The sequence below is a fragment of the Paenibacillus sp. P13VS genome, assembly GCF_015143645.1.
Classification (GTDB): Bacteria; Bacillota; Bacilli; order Paenibacillales; family Paenibacillaceae; genus Paenibacillus; species Paenibacillus xylanilyticus_A.
The window spans coordinates 140,261-158,329 of the sequence record NZ_WYEV01000006.1; the positions used below are offsets into that span (position 1 = coordinate 140,261).

Consider the following 18,069-nt stretch of genomic DNA (forward strand, 5'->3'; position numbering starts at 1 on the left):
TCAAACAAAAAACCCGTCTTACCTGCCGTTTGTAACGGAGATGTGACGGGCCTGATCCAATATCGTCATTCTTACAATTTGTTCCGTTATTCAATTCGTTCCAGATTGCCGTTGGCATCCATTTTGAAACGAGTTTTTAGTTCCTCATCTTCTTCAGCCAGAAAAGCAAGCCTGCGTGCACGATCCATGATCTGAATCAATGCCTTGTAATCATCATTTACGACACGGTAATCGGTTTGTACTTCATTCACTTGTTTGGATAAACGGTCATTCTCACAACGAAGCTCATGGAGTTCATCTTCTTTTTCACGAAGTTCCTTTTCGAGCATTTTGAGTTGACGCCCATTTTCCTGAACATTACCTTTCCACTGGCGCAAAAAGCGAATTACTGCATCAATGGATAAGGAGTCTTCTGAAACTCCATCGGCCTTGTACAGGCTTTCTTCTGTATCAAGTGTAGATAGAGCTGCGACCTGTGGTCCAAGCAAAGCTGGCTGTTTTCGGAGATAACTTCTCTTTTGACGCTGTGCCTTCGCATTGCTGATGGCAGACTCATACTTTTTACGCACACAGCTGTTCCAGCGAAAACCGCAAGCGGCAGAAGTTCTGCCTATTTTTTCGCCCACTTCCTCGAAGGCCGCGAGTTGTGTACTGCCTTCCCGAATATGCCGCAAAGTCACCTCAGCCAAGATCAAATCGTCCTCTGTACTCCAAGCATCCTGTCTCACTGCAGTCATGCTATAATACCCTCCTAACAACATCCTAAAATAACCGTCCTCATTACCGGTTTCCCGGTTGGTGAATTAGGTATAAAAGCTGCTTCATTCATTCTTATGCCTCTCATAGAGTTCATAGAATTGATTTCATACTAAAATGTATGTCCATATTTGCGAGCACTCATACCTTACATATGGAAAAGGTGACCTATTTGCTCACCGATTCAACAAAAAAGAATTCGCTTTCATATCCAATTCTGTTTACACCTTTTTCCTTTCCCGGTATAATGTTGTGTAGACAATCTATGATCGTACATAGAGAGGAGGACTAACCGTGGCACGCATGTTTCGGGTACTCGGGTTCTTCACGCTAACGATTGGCCTGATGGCTTTTGCGGGAGATTTGGTCGAGATGGCTTTGCTCTTTTTCCTGCAGACTGCGTTTTTCGTCATTTTGGGGTATTTAAAATTCACCGAAAGAACGTACATATTGCTCTTCTGGGGTTATATGATCGTTACTTTCACAGGGTTCAGCTACTGGACTGTGTTCCAAATGGGGTTGCCGCTTTAATCCGCCAACAGCATCAAAGCGATTCGGCCATAAGCCGTTTCGCTTTTTTGTTTTTCCTTTATGACTTGCTGATTAATGGGTTGTTTTCAGAGTTATGTAACCACTAAGGATATTTCAAGATTTCATTTCATATATTGTCTGGAAGACAGAAGCCTGTACAATGAATATTGTACTTGAAGGAAAGGAGAATGATTCGGTGAACCGTCGATATAGCATTTACGCCCTAATCCTATGCATACTACTATTTGGTCAACCTACATTGGCATATGCCTATGGGGAACCTTCACCTGAGGAAACACGTGAAATTTTGCAGAAGAGTCTGTCCATCGTGGAAATCGATCATGAAATTGAACGTATTGCCGTAAGGCAGAAGGAACTCAATCAACAGCAGGAAAAATTAAATGTTCAGCTCCAGGAACAGGAAGATCAAATACATATTCAGCAAGATCGGGCAGGTGCTGTGGTTAGGTCATATTACACTGGAGAACGAGACAGCCTTCTCATGACGGTGCTGGGGGCGAGATCGTTCAAAGACTTGTTTATCTTGTTTGACTACTACCAAATTATTATTGGCAGAGATCAGGCAGTGCTAAGCAAATATCAGGACCGTTATCGCAGCATGCAGGAAACTTCCACGAAAATAAGTCAGACCTCAGCTGAACTGGACGAACTAAAGACCAATTTGGTAAGTCAGCGAGAACGTGTCGTCGCATTGCAGAAGGAAGTAGACGGACAAGTTTCGGCAAGCGGGAACCCGGCAGCCATTCAGAAGTTAATGGAGGAATTGACCATTTATTGGGAGAATGTTGGCATTTACGAGGTCAAACGTTATTTCAGAGCACTAGCAGCGGCCATGCAAAATCTCCCGCAGTTTATACAAGATCAGAATGGCGGAATTTCCACAACCGGAACAGCTTATACCATTCGCATTGAACAAGACGATCTGAATCAATTTCTGCGTGAACAGAACCCGATCTTCGAAGATTTTGCCTTTCAGTTTGACGAGGACCGAATTACAGCCTCCGGACAGCGTGATCAGTTACAGCTCAGTATTGAGGGTCATTATACGGTAGAAAACGAACCTCAAAATTCGATCCGTTTTCATGTAGATAAACTTGTTTTCAACCAATTGGAACTACCTGATACGACAAGACGTATGCTTGAAAAGGAATTTGATCTTGGATTCTACCCGCAGAAGATTCTGTCCTTCGTGAAAGCTACAGATGTATCGACAAGCAAAGGGGTGCTTGAAGTTAAACTCGCCATATCATTTTGATGATTGCTGTATATTTAACATGTCATTCACATATTGATTCGCAGAAATCTCTCCATGAATAAACTGTTGAACTTTCTTATTATATTGTAATACCAGCTCGGGGTTATCCATCACAGGGGTTTCAGATGTTTTGGACACGAACCATTCTCGACCATTACCACTCATTATTTGCCCTTCGGCTGAGAGCTGCTGAGACACTGTGTTCAATTGCTGCTGTTGGCCAGGCAAATGATGAGCTTGCTCGTACCAGTCTGATTGCACGGAATTGGAGGTCATGCCCTCAATCCATCGACTGGCCTGCTCTGCTTCATGTGAACCCGACGTAATTACGAAACTTCTGGACGTAACAGGTGCAAGGGGTTTGAACATAATCCGATTCGGCAGACGATCTTCAGTTAATGCCAGATCATTGTTCACCAGTTGGGAAAAAGGGGTCACCACCATTAACGCTTCTTCCTGCATATCCTTATCAATAAAATCCGGGTTGGTATTTTGGACCTGAATGTAAGGCTGAACCCGGTTCAGCACCTGCAGCGCCTGTTCATTTCCCCCAGTTATATGCGACTCCGTTGCCGTTTTCAACGTACTCGGAGCGACTCCAGACCCAAACTCATTTAACCAAGCATCTGCTGCATAAGCATCATCGATGTTGATCGCAAGTAACTTCTGGCTCTTATTCTCCATTTGATTAATAATCCTGGTCCACTCATCCAAGCTTTGTGGTAACCGTTCCAACCCTGCATCAGCTAGAGATTTGGACCGTGATGCAAGAACGTAAGGGTCGAAATCAAATGGCATTCCCCATTGATAACCATTCCACTCTGTCTTCTCCCGCAATGGAGATACCGAGTCACCGAGCGCCTTCGACAACGTTGTTGCATTTAAAGGGTACAGATGCCCTCTTTTGGCATAACCCTGAATTTCCTCACTATCAAGCAGGATAACATCCCCGCTTTCCCCTACAGCAAGCTCGTTATCCAATACCTCTTTGTATGTATCCGAGGCCAGATTCCGTAGATTGATTTTCACCACCCGCGCGGCAGCAACTTGTTTTGCGATTGCCGAGAACACTTGAAATTCCCTTTCAGACATCGAAACGACAATTTCAACTGGCGCCTGTTGATTCTCACTACGGGTTACAGCATTGGGGAAGGCATCATTCTCCTGATCTTGATCTTGGTTCTGTGGTACTCCTCTAAAATCAAAGCTCGGAGACAGGATCGTCAATGAAAGCAGCAGCACTGCAAATAAAACAACCTGATGTCTACGCTTCATTAACTCTCCACCTCGCTCCCTATATTTTTCCTGTAAAGTTTATTGTAACAAAAAAGTAGTACTCCTGTCCTATCCTGCCAAAAAACATATTTTTGAGATTTTGCATACTAAGAGAATACATAGGTCTGTGCAATAACTCTTTTTAAATAATTCAGCAAAAAAAGACCGGCTCCAGCGAGCCGATCTTTTTCTATATTTTCCCGGGAAATATATCCGCTTAAACTTATAACAAATCCGCTGCCAATTGAGCCAGTTTAGAACGCTCTCCTTTTTCAAGCATAATATGTCCACTAATGCCCTCTTGTTTGAATCGTTCCACAACATAGGTCAGACCATTGCTCGCAGAATCCAGATACGGATGATCGATTTGCTCAGGGTCACCCATCAGTATGATTTTACTGCCTTCACCTACACGCGAAACGATGGTTTTTACTTCATGACGTGATAGGTTCTGGGCTTCATCCACAATAATAAATTGACCAGGAATGGAACGTCCGCGTATATACGTTAATGCTTCTACCTGTATACTGCCTAGTCCCATCAAAATTTTATCGATATCTCCAGCCTTTTTTGTATCAAACAAAAACTCTAGATTATCATATATGGGCTGCATCCACGGTCTCAGCTTCTCTTCCTTTTCCCCTGGCAGATAACCGATATCCTTCCCCATGGGAACCACTGGCCTCGCAATCAATAACTTTTTATATTTATGATCATCCTCCACCTTAAGAAGGCCTGCTGCGAGAGCCAGTAAGGTTTTACCTGTGCCTGCTTTTCCCGTAATGGTCACGAGTGGTATATCATCATTCAAAAGCAATTCCAGCGCCATACGCTGCTGAGCATTTCGAGCACTAATCCCCCATACGTTATCATTGCTTAGGAACAGCGGCTCAAGTTTGGTTCCCTCCGTGTTTACCTTCAGCAGCGCTGATTTGTTGGTACCCATTTCATCCTTAAGAATCACAAATTCATTGGGATACAGCTTATAGGACAACTGCAATGGTTTAATTGGCAGAAAACGATATGTGTAAAACTCATCGATTACCGACGGATGAACCTTCAAGGCTGTATAGCCTGGATATAGTTCACTGAGCCCTGCAGTCCGATCGGACAAGTAATCTTGAGTGAACAGACCGAGTACATCTGCTTTGATCCGCACAAGTACATCTTTGCTTACCAACACAACCTGCCGTTCCACAACCTCTTTCTCATTTTCTTCAATTTGATAATTCAGCGCAACCGCCAGGATTCGGTTATCATTGGTGATTTCACCGAACATTTCTTGTACCCTTACAAAGCTGCGATGATTCAATTCGACCTTCAGGTTACCTCCATTGGCGAGAGGAACTCCACTGTGCAGGTGACCCAGTTCACGCAGACCATCAAGCAATCTAGAAACATTTCGGGCATTGCGGCCAATCTCATCCGCATTTCTTTTTTTAGAGTCAATTTCCTCCAGTACAACCGCGGGAATGATTACCTCATGTTCCTCGAAGGCAAAAATGGCATTGGGGTCATGCAGAAGCACGTTGGTATCCAATACAAAAATCTTTTTCATTCAATCCCCTCCAAAGCGGCGTCGTTAAAGGCATGGTTTGGAACGTGAACTCGGGAATGCCGGATTAGATCATAGGTTTTCCATGCACAAGCAGTCCTTTTTTTCCATTCCCGAGCTCATCTGTGATCGTGTGATCTTTCAGCAGCGGCATGGACAATCATGCTCCCATACATAAATGTATTCGTCTCGGACAAAATAATTGCAACATTCTGAAAAACTCCAAGAAAGGATGAACATTTATGAGATATTGGGTTTGTACGCTGCTTCTGATCTTTATACTTACAGGCTGCAACAACACCACACGTAATGCCTCTCAAGAGCAGCAAGGAACCCATGCGAGGGGGTACGGAGGGAATGTTACAACACGGCAAGATCAACAAAACGGATCCCACATGCTCTATACAGAGGATGACCGAATGAATCCTTCACGCCTTGACCGTTTCAATGAGAATACGGGTGAAGTTCACGAACTGAACGTTGCTGATGATAACCAGACAGGCCGCATGACCAATGATAATCGAATCAATCATCTCAAGGCACTTGCCAAGCAAGTGGAAGGTGTCAAAGACGCCAATTGTGTCATTCTCGGAAATACAGCGGTCGTTGGCATTGACGTCGATGGCGAACTGGAACGTGCTCGTGTAGGAACGATTAAATATTCCGTTGCAGAAGCTTTGCGCAAAGATCCGGAAGGTGTTGATTCCATCGTTACCGCTGATGCAGATGTTTCTGAACGAATCAAAGAGATTGGAGAGCATATCCGTCAGGGACATCCCATTTCTGGTTTTGCCTCTGAACTCGCTGACATGGTGGGACGGATTATCCCTCAGCTTCCGAAAGATGTCAAGGTCCGTCAAAATCCAGATGAGCAGGCCCCTGAAGAGCAGCAAATGCAGCAGCATACCACCGACAAAAAGCAACAAAAAGCCCAGTGATTTCTCACTAGGCTTTTTTCATGGCAGCAAAAACCTGCTCATCTAATTTCTCAGCAGCACGCTGATCGTATATTTTGACATATTGAGGCATGGAAGATAGCTGGGCTCCATAAAACAGGGCATTTCTGACCGCTTCAATGGAGATGTCGAAACAGCACATATTAAAGGGCACATCCTGCAATGGGTCCTGTCGAACTGAAGCACGTCCATTGATCGCATAAACCGTTTCTTCTCCAAATACCGTAACGGTAATCAACGGATTTTGTTTCATGTTGTTCACGAGACGTGAACGATGATCCAAAGCGACCCGAAGCGTGGACGCATTCTCCGCATAGATCCAGGAAATTGCGGTGGATGTCGGGCCCCCAGATTCAATGTCTACCGTATTCAGGAGTACAAACGTTTCGTTCTTGAATTGCTGCAAAAGAGAATCAGTCAATTGTGTGACGGCTTCGGACATTAAACCAGCCCTCCCTAACCTTCTTTATGCAATTCTTGATACTATGAATGATGTTATTATAACATACCCGGAAACTTGCTTCCAATCCCCCAGCTACTCTGCCGCCGGAGTAGCTGTTACTTTGCCTGAGAGCGTGTCCTGCAAGGCTTGCTTCGCATTGGCCAGCTCCGTCTCATTCACATAAACATAAGGGCTTCTCCAGTCCCCGGTCACAGGCGTATAGTGCACATCCGATTTGGAAATGTTCCAATACGTCGAAATAAAGTTTTTCATCTGTTCGGATTCCACGTCGGTTGTCATATTGTCATCAATCGCACCAATGACTTTGCTAATCTTCGTCACACCACCAAGCGATTTCATCTGATCCAGCATGGAGTTCAGTACCTGGTTTTGTCGCTTATTACGGTCAAAGTCATTGGACTCATCCGTTTTGGGATCACAGTTGGATTTGCGGTAGCGCACAAAATCGAGTGCTTGCTTGCCGTCCAGATGCTGATCACCCGCAACCAGATTAATATCTGTATTGTCGGCCGTGTCCCGGTAACACATATTTTTGTCGACCGTCACATCCACACCACCTACGGCATCAACAGCATCGCGGAATGCCTGGAAGTTAAGCACCGTTGTGTAATTGATATTGACGTCAAAATATTTGCCCATCATTTCTTTCATCTGATCCTCAGCATTCTTACCTGAGGTCTTCTCCTGGGCTTTAAACTTAGGATAGTATGAATTCAGTTTATTCGCCTTATATCCTTCAAGTTCAATCCGCGTATCACGCGGCAAGGAAACAATGGTGGCCGTCTTGGTATCTGGGTTCATAGCGGCTACCATGACAACATCGGACAGATACGTTCCAGTTTCAGGACGGTTATCTGTACCCAGCAGCAGCATGGTAATCGGCTTGGTCTTGGCCGACATCCCTGGAGGCACTGGTTTATCAATGCCAGTGTCCGCCACCTGATTATATACCCAGTAGAGATATCCCCCACCTACAATGATGGCAATCACCAAAAGGCTCAAAACAAATTTGGCAAATGTGCGCATCCGCTTTTTCTTTTTCGGTGGCTTGCCTTTACTGTTGTTAGACCCTGAAGCTCCGGAATGGGATGGTGCCTGTCTACGCGGAGGCAGTCCGTTCGAATTCGAGTTCATATCTTCAACACCTTTATCACATCTGTTTTGGTCCAAATAAAAGACAACCGCTTTCCCGAAGGAAAACGGATGGACTGTACAGAGACAGATTTTATGAATTTCTGGCGGCAGCTTCCGCCTTTTTCTTTTGACGACCTTCGATGAAATAGCGCACTCTCACTAACAGCATCAAACCAACAGCTACCAGCAAACATTGAATAATCGGGAGCTTGTCGATCTGAAAAATAAGAAGCATGAATGTGCCCATCGCCATCAATAGATAAAGAAAGATTTCCTTAACGAGCGGCAATTTCTGACGTACCCGAAACACCTTATTATATACGTAAGTAATCAGCACAAAGATGACGAAATAGGCTACGATCGGGTGTGATGCGAACCATGCTTGCATGCACAGTCAGCTCCTTTCGTTGTTCATGCTTGTATAAGTAAACTGGTTGATGGAACAACACGTAATTGGGAATTCAAGCGAGCATAGTGACCGTTTCGGGTTCGGATCGTTCTTTCGATCGCTGTTGTCTCCGGATTTCCTGAATAAATTCTTCAAAGGTTAGAAACCCGGAGACAAAGGCGAACGCTTCGCTTCTACAGAATCGATTCCGATCCTACACTACTTTGAGCGTTTTGAACTCAACGTATGACAGTACGGTTTACAACATCAAACGTTAACTTATACATACTATTTTTGTTAGTTAAAATTAAGCGTTATTTTGAGCCATTTTGCGTTGTTTCTCAGCACGCTCACGCTCGGATTTGTTCAGGATCTTCTTACGAAGACGAATAGATTTCGGAGTAATCTCACAATATTCATCTTCATTCAGATATTCAAGCGCCTGTTCCAACGAGAAGATAATCGGAGTTTTAATTTTAACCGTATCATCTTTACCAGAAGAACGAACGTTAGTCAGTTGTTTTTCTTTGCAGATGTTAACAACGATATCGTTGTCACGTGTATGCTCACCAACGATCATACCTTCGTAAATTTCTGTTCCTGGCTCAAGGAAGAGCGTACCACGATCCTCAACACCCATCATTCCATAGAACGTAGATGTACCCGTTTCAGTTGAGATCAGTACACCTTGGTGACGTCCACCCACTTGACCGGATACGACTGGAGCGTAGCTGTCAAATGCATGGTTCATTACGCCATAACCACGAGTCAATGTCAAGAAGTTAGTGCTGTATCCAATCAGACCACGTGCAGGAATCAGGAACTCCAGACGCACTTGACCGCTACCCGTGTTGACCATGTTAACCATCTCTGCCTTACGTGCACCCAGGCTCTCCATGACGGAACCCATGCTTTCTTCAGGGATATCAATCAACAAGCGCTCGAGAGGTTCCATTTTCTTACCGTCAATTTCTTTGACGATAACTTCTGGTTTGGATACTTGAAGCTCATATCCTTCACGACGCATATTTTCAATCAGGATACCGAGGTGAAGCTCACCACGTCCGGATACGATAAATGCATCTGGGCTCTCTGTTTCTTCAACACGAAGGGATACGTCTGTTTCCAATTCCTTCAACAAACGCTCACGCAGTTTACGGGAAGTTACCCATTTACCTTCACGACCTGCGAATGGACTGTTGTTTACGAGGAATGTCATTTGCAGTGTTGGCTCATCAATTTTCAGAACCGGCAAGGCTTCAGGGTTGTTCGGGTCAGCAATCGTTTCACCGATGTTGATATCCTTAATACCCGCGATCGCAACGATGTCACCTGCGCCAGCTTCCTCTGTCTCAACACGTTTCAGACCTTGGAAACCAAACAGTTTCTCGATACGAGCTGTTTTACTTTTGCCATCACGCATAATAACAGTAACGGATTGGCCTTGACGAATCACACCGCGGTTTACACGACCGATAGCGATACGTCCGAGGTATTCATTATAGTCCATCAGCGTAACGAGGAATTGCAGTGGCTCTTCCACGTTCTCTGTTGGATGAGGGATATGACTTACGATGGTATCGTAGATCGCCATCATGTTGTCATCTTGTTTGGCAGGATCGTCTTCCATGCTGGATGTTCCGTTCAATGCGGAAGCATATACGACAGGGAATTCAAGCTGCTCATCGCTGGCACCCAGTTCGATAAACAGGTCAAGTACTTCATCAATAACCTCAGCCGGACGAGCCGCTGGACGGTCAATTTTGTTTACAATAACGATTGGAGTCAGGTTGTGCTCCAGTGCTTTACGAAGTACGAACTTCGTTTGTGGCATACAGCCCTCATAAGCATCGACAACGAGCAATACACCATCAACCATTTTCATGATCCGTTCTACTTCACCACCGAAGTCGGCGTGTCCTGGTGTATCTACAATGTTGATCAGGTAATCTTTATAAGTTATAGCCGTGTTTTTGGCCAAAATCGTAATACCGCGTTCACGCTCCAAATCGTTGGAGTCCATTGCGCGCTCCTGTACCGTTTCGTGATCACGGAAAGTACCGGATTGCTGGAGCAACTTGTCGACTAGCGTTGTTTTCCCGTGGTCGACGTGGGCAATAATCGCAATATTGCGAATGTGTTCTCTTGAATGCATGGTTTGTATCCATATCCTTTCCAATTTCAATTCTTATCTACTAAACTTCCCGCATTTCTGCAGGTTACTCACCCAAAATAAGCGTCGGTGATATCCCGACGCATGTCTTTATCCCTTATATTATAGTTGATCATAGCTAAAAATCAAGATATTTCGCTTGGAGCAAGGTCGGGCAATGTTACCAGCCCTTCCTCCCGCGCCCGCGTCCAAGCAGCAACCAGACTCCGCCCAAAATCAAAAGGATCGCCAGCACATAAATAATTCCGGTATGAAGCAGGGTGAATCCGAATAAAACAATGGACAACGCACCAATGCCCCATGCTGCAGGCAGCACAAACTCGGGTTTATAACGTTCAGCAAGTCCATACTCGAGTAAGCCAACAGCAATCCCCAGCAAGAATGCCGGCCATAGACTGCTCATCAACCCTCCGCCCCATGTGTTCGTAATGCCGAACAAAATACCATACACCGTTAATATCCCTGCGGGAACAAGTGACCACGTAGGAGTAACTCTTGCATAATACAGGGCGTGTAGCGCAATTCCCGGCAGCAATAGAAGCAATGGCCAGAAATGGCGTCCAATAAAGCCAAATACCCCAAGCTTGCCAAGCAAAATAATGATACCTGCTGCCACGATAAATATGCCGATCGCTTTTTCATTTCTCATCTTCATCTGCAATCACCTCTTATATCAATTAGGCTATGTAGGTTATAAGCTTCAACGAATTCGCCTTTTCATGATGACCAGCTTTTGTAGACCTGCCTCTAGTGTAGCCCATGTTTTTGCAAAAAACTATACTTGATGTCGCATTTCGTCGCTGCTCTTTTTATGTATTACCCTAAGAGTATGAATCCGTCGCTTGTTCCTCAATATTCACTACATGAGACGATTCAATTCAACAAAAAAACCGCCTTCGGCAGACGGTTGTCTCTTCACTCTATTTTTTCCGTGCATACCCAGAACAAAATTATGCATTTCGTCTGACAAACTTGTGGGCTCCCCCAACTGCTATGACCAGACCAGCCATCGCCACAGGTAACAGCGTGTGTGCTTCCGCTGTCAGGCTGCCAAGCCACTGACCCAGCTTCGGATCACTCATCACCATTTCACCTGCCGTGAATGCCAGGATTCCTGAGCCCGCGAATACCAGAATCGGAAATCGTTTCAACAAACCGACAATTAAGCCGCTCCCCCACACCACAATGGGAATGCTGATGGCTATTCCGATGACGATAAGTGCCAGGTCTCCATCGGCTAATGCTGCTATAGCAAGCACATTGTCCAGACTCATTACAAAATCGGCAATCAAAATGGTCTGAACCGCTTTCCAGGTCGTAGAAGCCTCCCGAATATGTACTTCGTCTTCGTTTTGAAGCAGGAGCTTCACGGCAATCCAGAACAGTAAGATACCGCCCGCTGCCTGTATAAAAGGAATTCCGAGCATTAGCACCGCCGCAAAAGTTAGCACACACCTTAGTACAACTGCACCCAAAGCACCCCACCATACGGCTTGCTTACGCTGTTTCTCCGGCAAATCCTTACTCGCAAGCGCGATAACTACCGCATTATCTCCACTCAAAACCAGATTGATCATTAGAATTTCAGTCAACAGCCACAATGTATCCATGTTTCTCCTCCCCCCACTCTTACTTGTATGTCAAAGTTGTCCATGCTATTCTTAACGATTGAACAAGCTTTTCTAGGTTCGGACATATAGAGGGAGTGACAGCATATGGAGCTTTTTAGCGCTGTTTTTTGGCTTGCTTTGGTGAAAATTGTATTTATTGATCTCATGCTGGCTGGCGATAACGCCATCGTTATCGGCCTGGCTGCACGTAATTTGCACCCTTCTGTGCAGAAAAAGGCTATTCTCTACGGGACAGCGGGTGCCCTAGTGATTCGGATTGTAGCCACAGTGGTTGTACTCTGGCTGCTTAAGGTGCCTTGGCTGCTGCTTGTAGGAGGCGTTTTGCTGATCTGGATTGCTTATAAACTATTGGCTGACCAAGGTGAAGAACATAGTGATATTAAGGCAGGCAGCTCCTTATGGGTTGCCGTTCGCACCATTGTCATTGCAGATGCCGCCATGGGACTGGACAATGTCATTGCAGTGGCTGGTGCCGCTGAACAGCATCTGGTACTGGTTATCATCGGATTGTTGATCAGTGTACCGATCATCGTATGGGGAAGCACCCTGTTCATCAAGTTAATCAATCACTTCCCATGGATTATATATCTGGGAGCCATTGTACTCGGTTATACCGCATCCCACATGATTACAGAGGAACGCCGACTTGTGCCGTTTTTCACCGAGCATCCTGCCCTTCGCATTCTTTTTATCGTGCTGGTCGTTGCAGGTGTGGTATTCGCAGGATACCGCAAACGCTCTAGCAGCAGACAAGGTGGAGAGCACCAGCGATCCTATTCGTAAAATAAAGATACACAAAAAAGGACCAGCCGATTTCCCATCGGCCGGTCCTTTTTCCATTACAGGTAACATAGTCCTTATTATGTCATTCTACCAATTCAAGGGGAATAGAATCAGAACCAGTCTTCCTTGATTTCATTCCCCGTGTTATCACTGGTTGCAGGAGCTGCTTCGCCTGCGTGCAGAACGATGGTTTCCGTTTGAGCGACAGCTTCATCTACCCATTCCGGCAAATGGCTCATCGTTGCTTCAATTTTGTCCACGATGCGAAGATTCGGATTCGTTGTAGGTGATTTCGGCACGAAGAGGGTGCAGCAATCCTCGTAAGGAAGAATCGATATATCATATGTTCCAATCTGTTTGGACATTGTAATAATTTCCTGCTTGTCCATCATGACGAGAGGACGCAAAAGCGGGAGTTCCGTTGCACGTCCGATAACATTCATACTCGGCAGCGTCTGGCTTGCAACTTGACCTAGGCTATCCCCGGTAATTAGTGCAAGTGCCCGCTCACGTTCAGCCAGCTTGGTCGCAATTCGCAGCATGGAACGGCGCATCAGGGTGATGATCAGATTATCCTGCCCCAGCTGGGTGAATGCCGTTTGGATCTCCGTAAAAGGAACCAGGTGCAGTTTGATGGTACCGGCATGATCAGCCAAGGCACGAGCCAGATCGATCACCTTTTCCTTCGCACGCTGGCTGGTGAACGGATAACTGTAAAAGTGTACACATTCCACTTCCAGTCCACGCCTCATGGAGGCCCATGCCGCTACAGGACTATCAATTCCTCCCGACAGCAGCGCCATCGCTTTGCCGTTAGTACCGAGAGGGAACCCACCGACAGCGGGAATCACTTCATTGAAAATATAGGTCCCCTGATCTCTAATCTCTACTCGCAGTTCAATGTCCGGATTACGTACATCCACACGAAGCTGTTGGAACTTTCTTAATATCGGGGAACCCACCATGTGGTTCATTTCGTGTGAAGAATGAGGATACTCTTTCCACACCCGGCGGGTATTCACTTTGAACGTCGTACCTTCCTTGAACTCGTTTTCTCTCTCATCCATGAAAGCTACAGCCGTTTCCACAATATCCTCAAGCACTGAAGGAGTTACTTTAACCGGACTGATGGACATTACCCCAAAAACCCGTTTCAGGACTGCGATCAACTCTGTATGGGAATGTCCCCCCAGATCCACGTACAATCGCCCAAATTCCTTGCGCAAGCTTGCGCCTGGATATGGCTTGAGCAGTGCCCTCACCTGAGTAATAATGGTTTTTTCGAATCGTGCACGATTTTTGCCTTTTAACATAAACTCTCCAAAACGGAGAAGCAGCATATCATATTTCATTTGACTTTACATCCGCCTTTCCAACGGGCGCAGCTGCGCCACCATCTGATGCAGCGCTTGTTCCAGCAAGGCCACATCCTCTTCTGTGTGTTCGTTACCTAGACTAATACGCAATCCTCCTGATGCACTTGCCGCATCTCTTCCCATCGCAAGAAGGACTCTGCTGGGCTCCGCAGAGCGGGAGGAGCAGGCTGATTGTGTAGAAACGATGATCCCAAGCTGCTCGAGCGTATGGAGTGCTACTTCAGCCTTCATCCCCGGATAGGAAAAATGAATAATGTGGGGAGCCCCATCCTTCCGGCTGTTCAGTTTAAGTCCGGGAATGGTTTCAATGGTTTCCATAATCCGATCTCTCAGCACTGTGGCACGTTCAGCAAACGCGAGCTGCCGTTCTGCCGCAAGACGCATCGCTTTTGCCATACCTACAAGCAAGGGAACATTCTCTGTTCCTGCTCTCATGCCCTGCTCCTGTGAACCACCAGACAGCAGTGGGGTAAGTTCCACTCCACTTCGTACATAGAGGAGTCCCGCTCCTTTGGGACCACGGATTTTGTGAGCAGATAAACTGTACAGATCAGCTCCCCACGAAGCGGGCTTTGCTTCCAGTTTGCCAAACCCCTGTACCCCATCCACGTGAAAAAGCACGCGCGGTGCGGCACTTTTCAAACGGCTGCCTATCTCTGCAACGGGATGGATGATCCCAGTTTCATTGTTCACATGCATGAGGCTGACAAGAACCGTGTCCGGTCTTAATGCATCCATCACCTGCTGAGTGCTTACACGGCCATCCGAATCCACGGGCAGCCAGGTGACCTCCCAGCCCCACTGCTGCAGCTGCAAAAAACTCTCATATACGGAAGCATGTTCGGTAGCCGTCGTAATGAGATGTTTTCCCCGTGTCTGATACCTAAGTGCTGCTCCTTTTATGGCGAGGTTATTGCTCTCCGTCGCCCCGGAAGTAAACACGATCTCTTCAGGCTTAACACCAAGTGCTGCTGCACAGCCGGAGCGTGCACGCCTCAGCAGTTGATCGGCTCGTTCTCCGTATCCATGAATGGATGACGGATTGCCATAATGCGCCTCCATAATTTCAGCCATCGTTCGAACCACGTCTGAATCAGGAGGAGTTGTTGCTGCATAATCAAAATATTTCAAATGAGGTCAGACCTCCTTCAGATGTTCTCTAAACCTACAGTGAGCATTGTAACACGATCCCGCCCCAACACAAAAAGACCAATCAGGAACAGGCTGGCTTCCCAGGCATGCTCCCGAATTGATCTCCTGCTGAACTCGCTGTAAACAATGATCTTTGACGCTATACCGTATATTTTGACTGTGCTTTTTCCACTTTGGAAATATACGCCTGTGTCTCCGCAGGCAAAAGGTTAAGTACACTCATCAGTTCACTGTCGTTTGACACGCCCAAACGAGAAACGCGCCCTGGCCCAGCATTATAAGCGGCGAGTGCCATCTTCACCTCGCCACCAAAACGCTGAAGCTGAAGGGAGAGATATTTGGTTCCGGCATCAATACTCTGAGCAGGATCAAAGGCATTCGTTACACCGAGACCAGCTGCAGTCCCATCCATTAATTGCATTAATCCTTTGGCGCCTGCGGATGATACCACGTTCGGATTGAATCCGGATTCCGTGTCAATGACAGCCTTGATCAGAGATTCAGGTACTCCATACTTGGCACTAGCCGCTGCAATCAAAGATTCAAAATCGGTTGGCACAGATCCCTTGGTATCCGCTTTTACAGTATTGGTATGTGTCGACAAAGATACCTTCTCACTGCTGCTGGAAGAAATCGTACTTGAATCCGTATTATACAAACTGCCCAGTTGTAACCATAACAAGCCGTCACTGGATCTTTTGGAGATGCCAATTGAACTTGAAGAAGATGAATCGCTGCTGTTTGAAGCGTTTGTACTCGCACTCAACAGCCCGTCCATCATATCGGCGAAGTCTGATGATGAACCCGCAGTTTCACCTGACACATTCGTTTGATTGGCAACATTGGACAATTGAAGTTCCAGTAGCTGCCGTGACCCGTTTGGATCAATCTGCATCTGTTTTCCCACTCCCGTATAAATAAACGTATATTATGCCTATATTCTACATCGTTTTACAAAAATCTGCCATGGTTTTCAGAAAAATAAACCCATTTAATCTTTGGTTTGCGCAAATACGAAAAACCTTCACCCAAATCCCGTATTTACGGGAAAGGAGAAGGTTATGATATGCCCTATTCAGTTCAAAATTGCTGGCTAAATCACGTATTTCGTCAACTTGAATTTAACGGGCAAATGGAATCATGAAGAAATAACTGATTGTAGCGAGTGCTCCCAGTCCAATGGACCAAGCTCCGGCCGTTTTACGCCCGTTTACATAAGCGTAATAACCAAGTACGGCTGCAGCCGGACCAAGTACAATAGACCACATAAATAAGGACGCAATCCCGCAAGCTAACCCAATATAACCGGAGACTTTACCGGTTGACTCCATAACGCGATCAGCTTCATGCTTTTCCGGGACTGCTGCAGCCGGTTCAGTGCGCTCTGTACGTACAGAAGCCGGCGGAGCCACCTCTGCACCATATTCCTCACGATGTTCACGTCGTGGATAATCCACACGTTCACGCTTTTTCACATTGGCAGGTTTGGCCGTTTTGGAACGATGAAATGGATAATCCTCTTTATTATCATTCTTCACTTCAAAGCACCTCCATAATAATTAGGGATGACTGCTCATTTGGGTTTGAATGTGTGACAGCATGTTGCCGAAGAGGTACGCGCATGATCCTGATGATCCGAATCAAACGTTTCTCCAGCAAATTCTTCATGCAAGCGACGAGTAGCATGTTGGTCAATGTCAATCATGATGGCATCGGCGTGGCAGAAATTGTTTTCTCCCCAGAAATGACAGTTGGACACACTGCATTTGACAATTGGCTTGTCTTGGCTCATTTATTTATCACCTCGACATCTATTGTCTCCCCAGTGTAAAACGGCTATTCTCTGCCGAGATGTCAGATGATGACATGAATTCAGCCACTCTTTTCTTGTCCGAAAACGCCAAAAAACCGCCATTGCTGGCGGTTTCGTCCATTTTATATAGGTTGTTAAAACGCTGAACTATGCGTGATTGCGTTGATTCTGCATCCGGCGCTGGGTCAAATAGTCACTTTCATAAAAGGCCAGATCATCGCGCAGCTCTTCATACGTTTTGGAAATTTCAAGAATAACATCGCGTACTGCACGAACCGGCTTGTCACGGAAGCGAATGGCATCCTGACCTGTGTACGCATATCTTCCATCTTCGGAATAACATTCATTTTTGGGATAGAAAAAGCTGTTTACGCATTGATGATACGTATTATAGAGAGCCTTTTCGGCAAAATCGACATCAAAATTGGCACGACGCAGCACAACGCCAAGTTTTTCGTAAGAAACTTCAGAAAAAACAAGCAGATGACGGAGATCCGAAAGAAATCCTTTGTAGAAGGTTGTCGATTCCTCAGTCTGGTTCTGATCCAGTTCAGGCAAGGCATTTTCATTCAAAAATTGTTCGATCCGATCGATAGCAGGTTTTAACTTTTCCCTAGTTGACTCACAAGTTTTCTGTACATTGGCTGCTGACATAAAGGTAGCTCCCCCTTAAATAAGTCCTTACATATAGGTCGGCCACGGTGGTTGTCCCCTGACCTTGGATTCTCAGCTACTATCCTACCATAAAAAGATGACGAGCGGTATCCCTTAATCATCCTTTACATAACCGCCACGATCCTTACCCAT

General features: G+C 45.9%; 19 protein-coding genes. 4 read left to right on the forward strand and 15 right to left on the reverse strand.

All coding sequences use genetic code 11. From position 1 onward, the window contains the following. Positions 1-86 precede the first annotated feature (86 nt). Positions 87-737, reverse strand: a complete 651-nt coding sequence (locus tag GUA98_RS16860) for an RsfA family transcriptional regulator (protein ID WP_153979434.1) — start codon at positions 735-737, stop codon at positions 87-89. Between the two features lie 313 nt (positions 738-1,050). Between GUA98_RS16860 and GUA98_RS16865 the strand changes: the two genes are divergently transcribed. Continuing rightward, positions 1,051-1,287 carry a DUF2626 domain-containing protein gene (locus GUA98_RS16865; RefSeq protein ID WP_095289941.1) on the forward strand — a complete coding sequence of 79 codons (237 nt, stop codon included), beginning with the start codon at positions 1,051-1,053 and terminating at the stop codon, positions 1,285-1,287. Positions 1,288-1,483: 196 nt separating this feature from the next. Further along, positions 1,484-2,563 (forward strand): coiled-coil domain-containing protein, encoded by a 1,080-nt coding sequence (locus GUA98_RS16870; RefSeq protein WP_227779726.1) that lies wholly within the window; start codon positions 1,484-1,486, stop codon positions 2,561-2,563. Here GUA98_RS16870 and GUA98_RS16875 read toward each other — a convergent pair. Next, positions 2,555-3,838: an extracellular solute-binding protein gene (locus GUA98_RS16875; protein WP_193723839.1), complete on the reverse strand. Its 1,284-nt coding sequence runs from the start codon at positions 3,836-3,838 to the stop codon at positions 2,555-2,557. The two genes, GUA98_RS16870 and GUA98_RS16875, sit on opposite strands and share 9 nt — an antisense overlap. Positions 3,839-4,061: 223 nt before the next feature. Next, on the reverse strand, positions 4,062-5,396 hold the full coding sequence (locus GUA98_RS16880) for a PhoH family protein (protein ID WP_095289936.1): 1,335 nt from the start codon (positions 5,394-5,396) through the stop codon (positions 4,062-4,064). 239 nt (positions 5,397-5,635) lie between these two features. Here GUA98_RS16880 and GUA98_RS16885 point away from each other — a divergent pair, with 239 nt between their 5' ends. After that, the gene (locus tag GUA98_RS16885; RefSeq protein WP_193723840.1) at positions 5,636-6,331 is read left to right on the forward strand and encodes a YhcN/YlaJ family sporulation lipoprotein; all 696 of its coding nucleotides are present in this window, start codon (positions 5,636-5,638) and stop codon (positions 6,329-6,331) included. A 7-nt stretch (positions 6,332-6,338) separates the two neighbouring features. Here the strand turns inward: GUA98_RS16885 and GUA98_RS16890 are convergent, their stop codons facing one another. From GUA98_RS16890 to GUA98_RS16915, 6 genes are all read right to left on the reverse strand, one after another. Beyond that, complete coding sequence (locus GUA98_RS16890; protein ID WP_193723841.1) at positions 6,339-6,791, reverse strand: pyridoxamine 5'-phosphate oxidase family protein; 453 nt, start codon at positions 6,789-6,791, stop codon at positions 6,339-6,341. 93 nt (positions 6,792-6,884) lie between these two features. Then, positions 6,885-7,946, reverse strand: coding sequence for an LCP family protein (locus GUA98_RS16895; RefSeq protein WP_193723842.1), 1,062 nt, complete (start codon positions 7,944-7,946; stop codon positions 6,885-6,887). A 91-nt stretch (positions 7,947-8,037) separates the two neighbouring features. Further along, positions 8,038-8,334: a YlaH-like family protein gene (locus GUA98_RS16900; protein ID WP_193723843.1), complete on the reverse strand. Its 297-nt coding sequence runs from the start codon at positions 8,332-8,334 to the stop codon at positions 8,038-8,040. Positions 8,335-8,641: 307 nt separating this feature from the next. Further along, positions 8,642-10,489, reverse strand: coding sequence for a translational GTPase TypA (gene typA / locus GUA98_RS16905; RefSeq protein ID WP_095289927.1), 1,848 nt, complete (start codon positions 10,487-10,489; stop codon positions 8,642-8,644). 178 nt (positions 10,490-10,667) lie between these two features. Continuing rightward, complete coding sequence (locus tag GUA98_RS16910; RefSeq protein ID WP_193723844.1) at positions 10,668-11,162, reverse strand: hypothetical protein; 495 nt, start codon at positions 11,160-11,162, stop codon at positions 10,668-10,670. Between the two features lie 295 nt (positions 11,163-11,457). After that, on the reverse strand, positions 11,458-12,117 hold the full coding sequence (locus GUA98_RS16915) for a TerC family protein (protein WP_153979441.1): 660 nt from the start codon (positions 12,115-12,117) through the stop codon (positions 11,458-11,460). Between the two features lie 105 nt (positions 12,118-12,222). On the opposite strand from GUA98_RS16915, the gene GUA98_RS16920 reads away from it, so the two are divergent. Next, complete coding sequence (locus tag GUA98_RS16920) at positions 12,223-12,921, forward strand: TerC family protein (protein WP_095289922.1); 699 nt, start codon at positions 12,223-12,225, stop codon at positions 12,919-12,921. Between the two features lie 110 nt (positions 12,922-13,031). Here GUA98_RS16920 and thiI read toward each other — a convergent pair whose 3' ends face one another. The 6 genes from thiI to GUA98_RS16950 all read right to left on the reverse strand — a co-directional run bounded on the left by thiI (position 13,032) and on the right by GUA98_RS16950 (position 17,916). Continuing rightward, positions 13,032-14,273, reverse strand: coding sequence for a tRNA uracil 4-sulfurtransferase ThiI (gene thiI / locus GUA98_RS16925; protein WP_153979442.1), 1,242 nt, complete (start codon positions 14,271-14,273; stop codon positions 13,032-13,034). A 6-nt stretch (positions 14,274-14,279) separates the two neighbouring features. Next, positions 14,280-15,428, reverse strand: a complete 1,149-nt coding sequence (locus tag GUA98_RS16930; protein WP_193723845.1) for a cysteine desulfurase family protein — start codon at positions 15,426-15,428, stop codon at positions 14,280-14,282. Positions 15,429-15,588: 160 nt separating this feature from the next. After that, on the reverse strand, positions 15,589-16,344 hold the full coding sequence (locus GUA98_RS16935; RefSeq protein ID WP_193723846.1) for a lytic transglycosylase domain-containing protein: 756 nt from the start codon (positions 16,342-16,344) through the stop codon (positions 15,589-15,591). A gap of 226 nt (positions 16,345-16,570) precedes the next feature. Continuing rightward, on the reverse strand, positions 16,571-16,924 hold the full coding sequence (locus GUA98_RS16940; RefSeq protein WP_153980794.1) for a hypothetical protein: 354 nt from the start codon (positions 16,922-16,924) through the stop codon (positions 16,571-16,573). Positions 16,925-17,022: 98 nt separating this feature from the next. Next, positions 17,023-17,241 carry a DUF1540 domain-containing protein gene (locus GUA98_RS16945; RefSeq protein WP_095289916.1) on the reverse strand — a complete coding sequence of 73 codons (219 nt, stop codon included), beginning with the start codon at positions 17,239-17,241 and terminating at the stop codon, positions 17,023-17,025. A gap of 168 nt (positions 17,242-17,409) precedes the next feature. After that, on the reverse strand, positions 17,410-17,916 hold the full coding sequence (locus tag GUA98_RS16950) for a YpuI family protein (RefSeq protein ID WP_193723847.1): 507 nt from the start codon (positions 17,914-17,916) through the stop codon (positions 17,410-17,412). Positions 17,917-18,069 lie beyond the last annotated feature (153 nt).

Bases quoted from the DNA above. Each gene is read 5' to 3' on its own strand.
- GUA98_RS16890 (WP_193723841.1), bottom strand. From the start codon at position 6,791: ATGTCCGAAGCCGTCACACAATTGACTGATTCTCTTTTGCAGCAATTC.
- GUA98_RS16950 (WP_193723847.1), bottom strand. From the start codon at position 17,916: ATGTCAGCAGCCAATGTACAGAAAACTTGTGAGTCAACTAGGGAAAAG.
- GUA98_RS16935 (WP_193723846.1), bottom strand. From the start codon at position 16,344: ATGCAGATTGATCCAAACGGGTCACGGCAGCTACTGGAACTTCAATTG.
- GUA98_RS16860 (WP_153979434.1), bottom strand. From the start codon at position 737: ATGACTGCAGTGAGACAGGATGCTTGGAGTACAGAGGACGATTTGATC.
- GUA98_RS16920 (WP_095289922.1), top strand. From the start codon at position 12,223: ATGGAGCTTTTTAGCGCTGTTTTTTGGCTTGCTTTGGTGAAAATTGTA.
- GUA98_RS16875 (WP_193723839.1), bottom strand. From the start codon at position 3,838: ATGAAGCGTAGACATCAGGTTGTTTTATTTGCAGTGCTGCTGCTTTCA.
- GUA98_RS16910 (WP_193723844.1), bottom strand. From the start codon at position 11,162: ATGAAGATGAGAAATGAAAAAGCGATCGGCATATTTATCGTGGCAGCA.
- thiI (WP_153979442.1), bottom strand. From the start codon at position 14,273: ATGAAATATGATATGCTGCTTCTCCGTTTTGGAGAGTTTATGTTAAAA.
- GUA98_RS16880 (WP_095289936.1), bottom strand. From the start codon at position 5,396: ATGAAAAAGATTTTTGTATTGGATACCAACGTGCTTCTGCATGACCCC.
- GUA98_RS16900 (WP_193723843.1), bottom strand. From the start codon at position 8,334: ATGCAAGCATGGTTCGCATCACACCCGATCGTAGCCTATTTCGTCATC.
- GUA98_RS16915 (WP_153979441.1), bottom strand. From the start codon at position 12,117: ATGGATACATTGTGGCTGTTGACTGAAATTCTAATGATCAATCTGGTT.
- typA (WP_095289927.1), bottom strand. From the start codon at position 10,489: ATGCATTCAAGAGAACACATTCGCAATATTGCGATTATTGCCCACGTC.
- GUA98_RS16945 (WP_095289916.1), bottom strand. From the start codon at position 17,241: ATGAGCCAAGACAAGCCAATTGTCAAATGCAGTGTGTCCAACTGTCAT.
- GUA98_RS16895 (WP_193723842.1), bottom strand. From the start codon at position 7,946: ATGAACTCGAATTCGAACGGACTGCCTCCGCGTAGACAGGCACCATCC.
- GUA98_RS16885 (WP_193723840.1), top strand. From the start codon at position 5,636: ATGAGATATTGGGTTTGTACGCTGCTTCTGATCTTTATACTTACAGGC.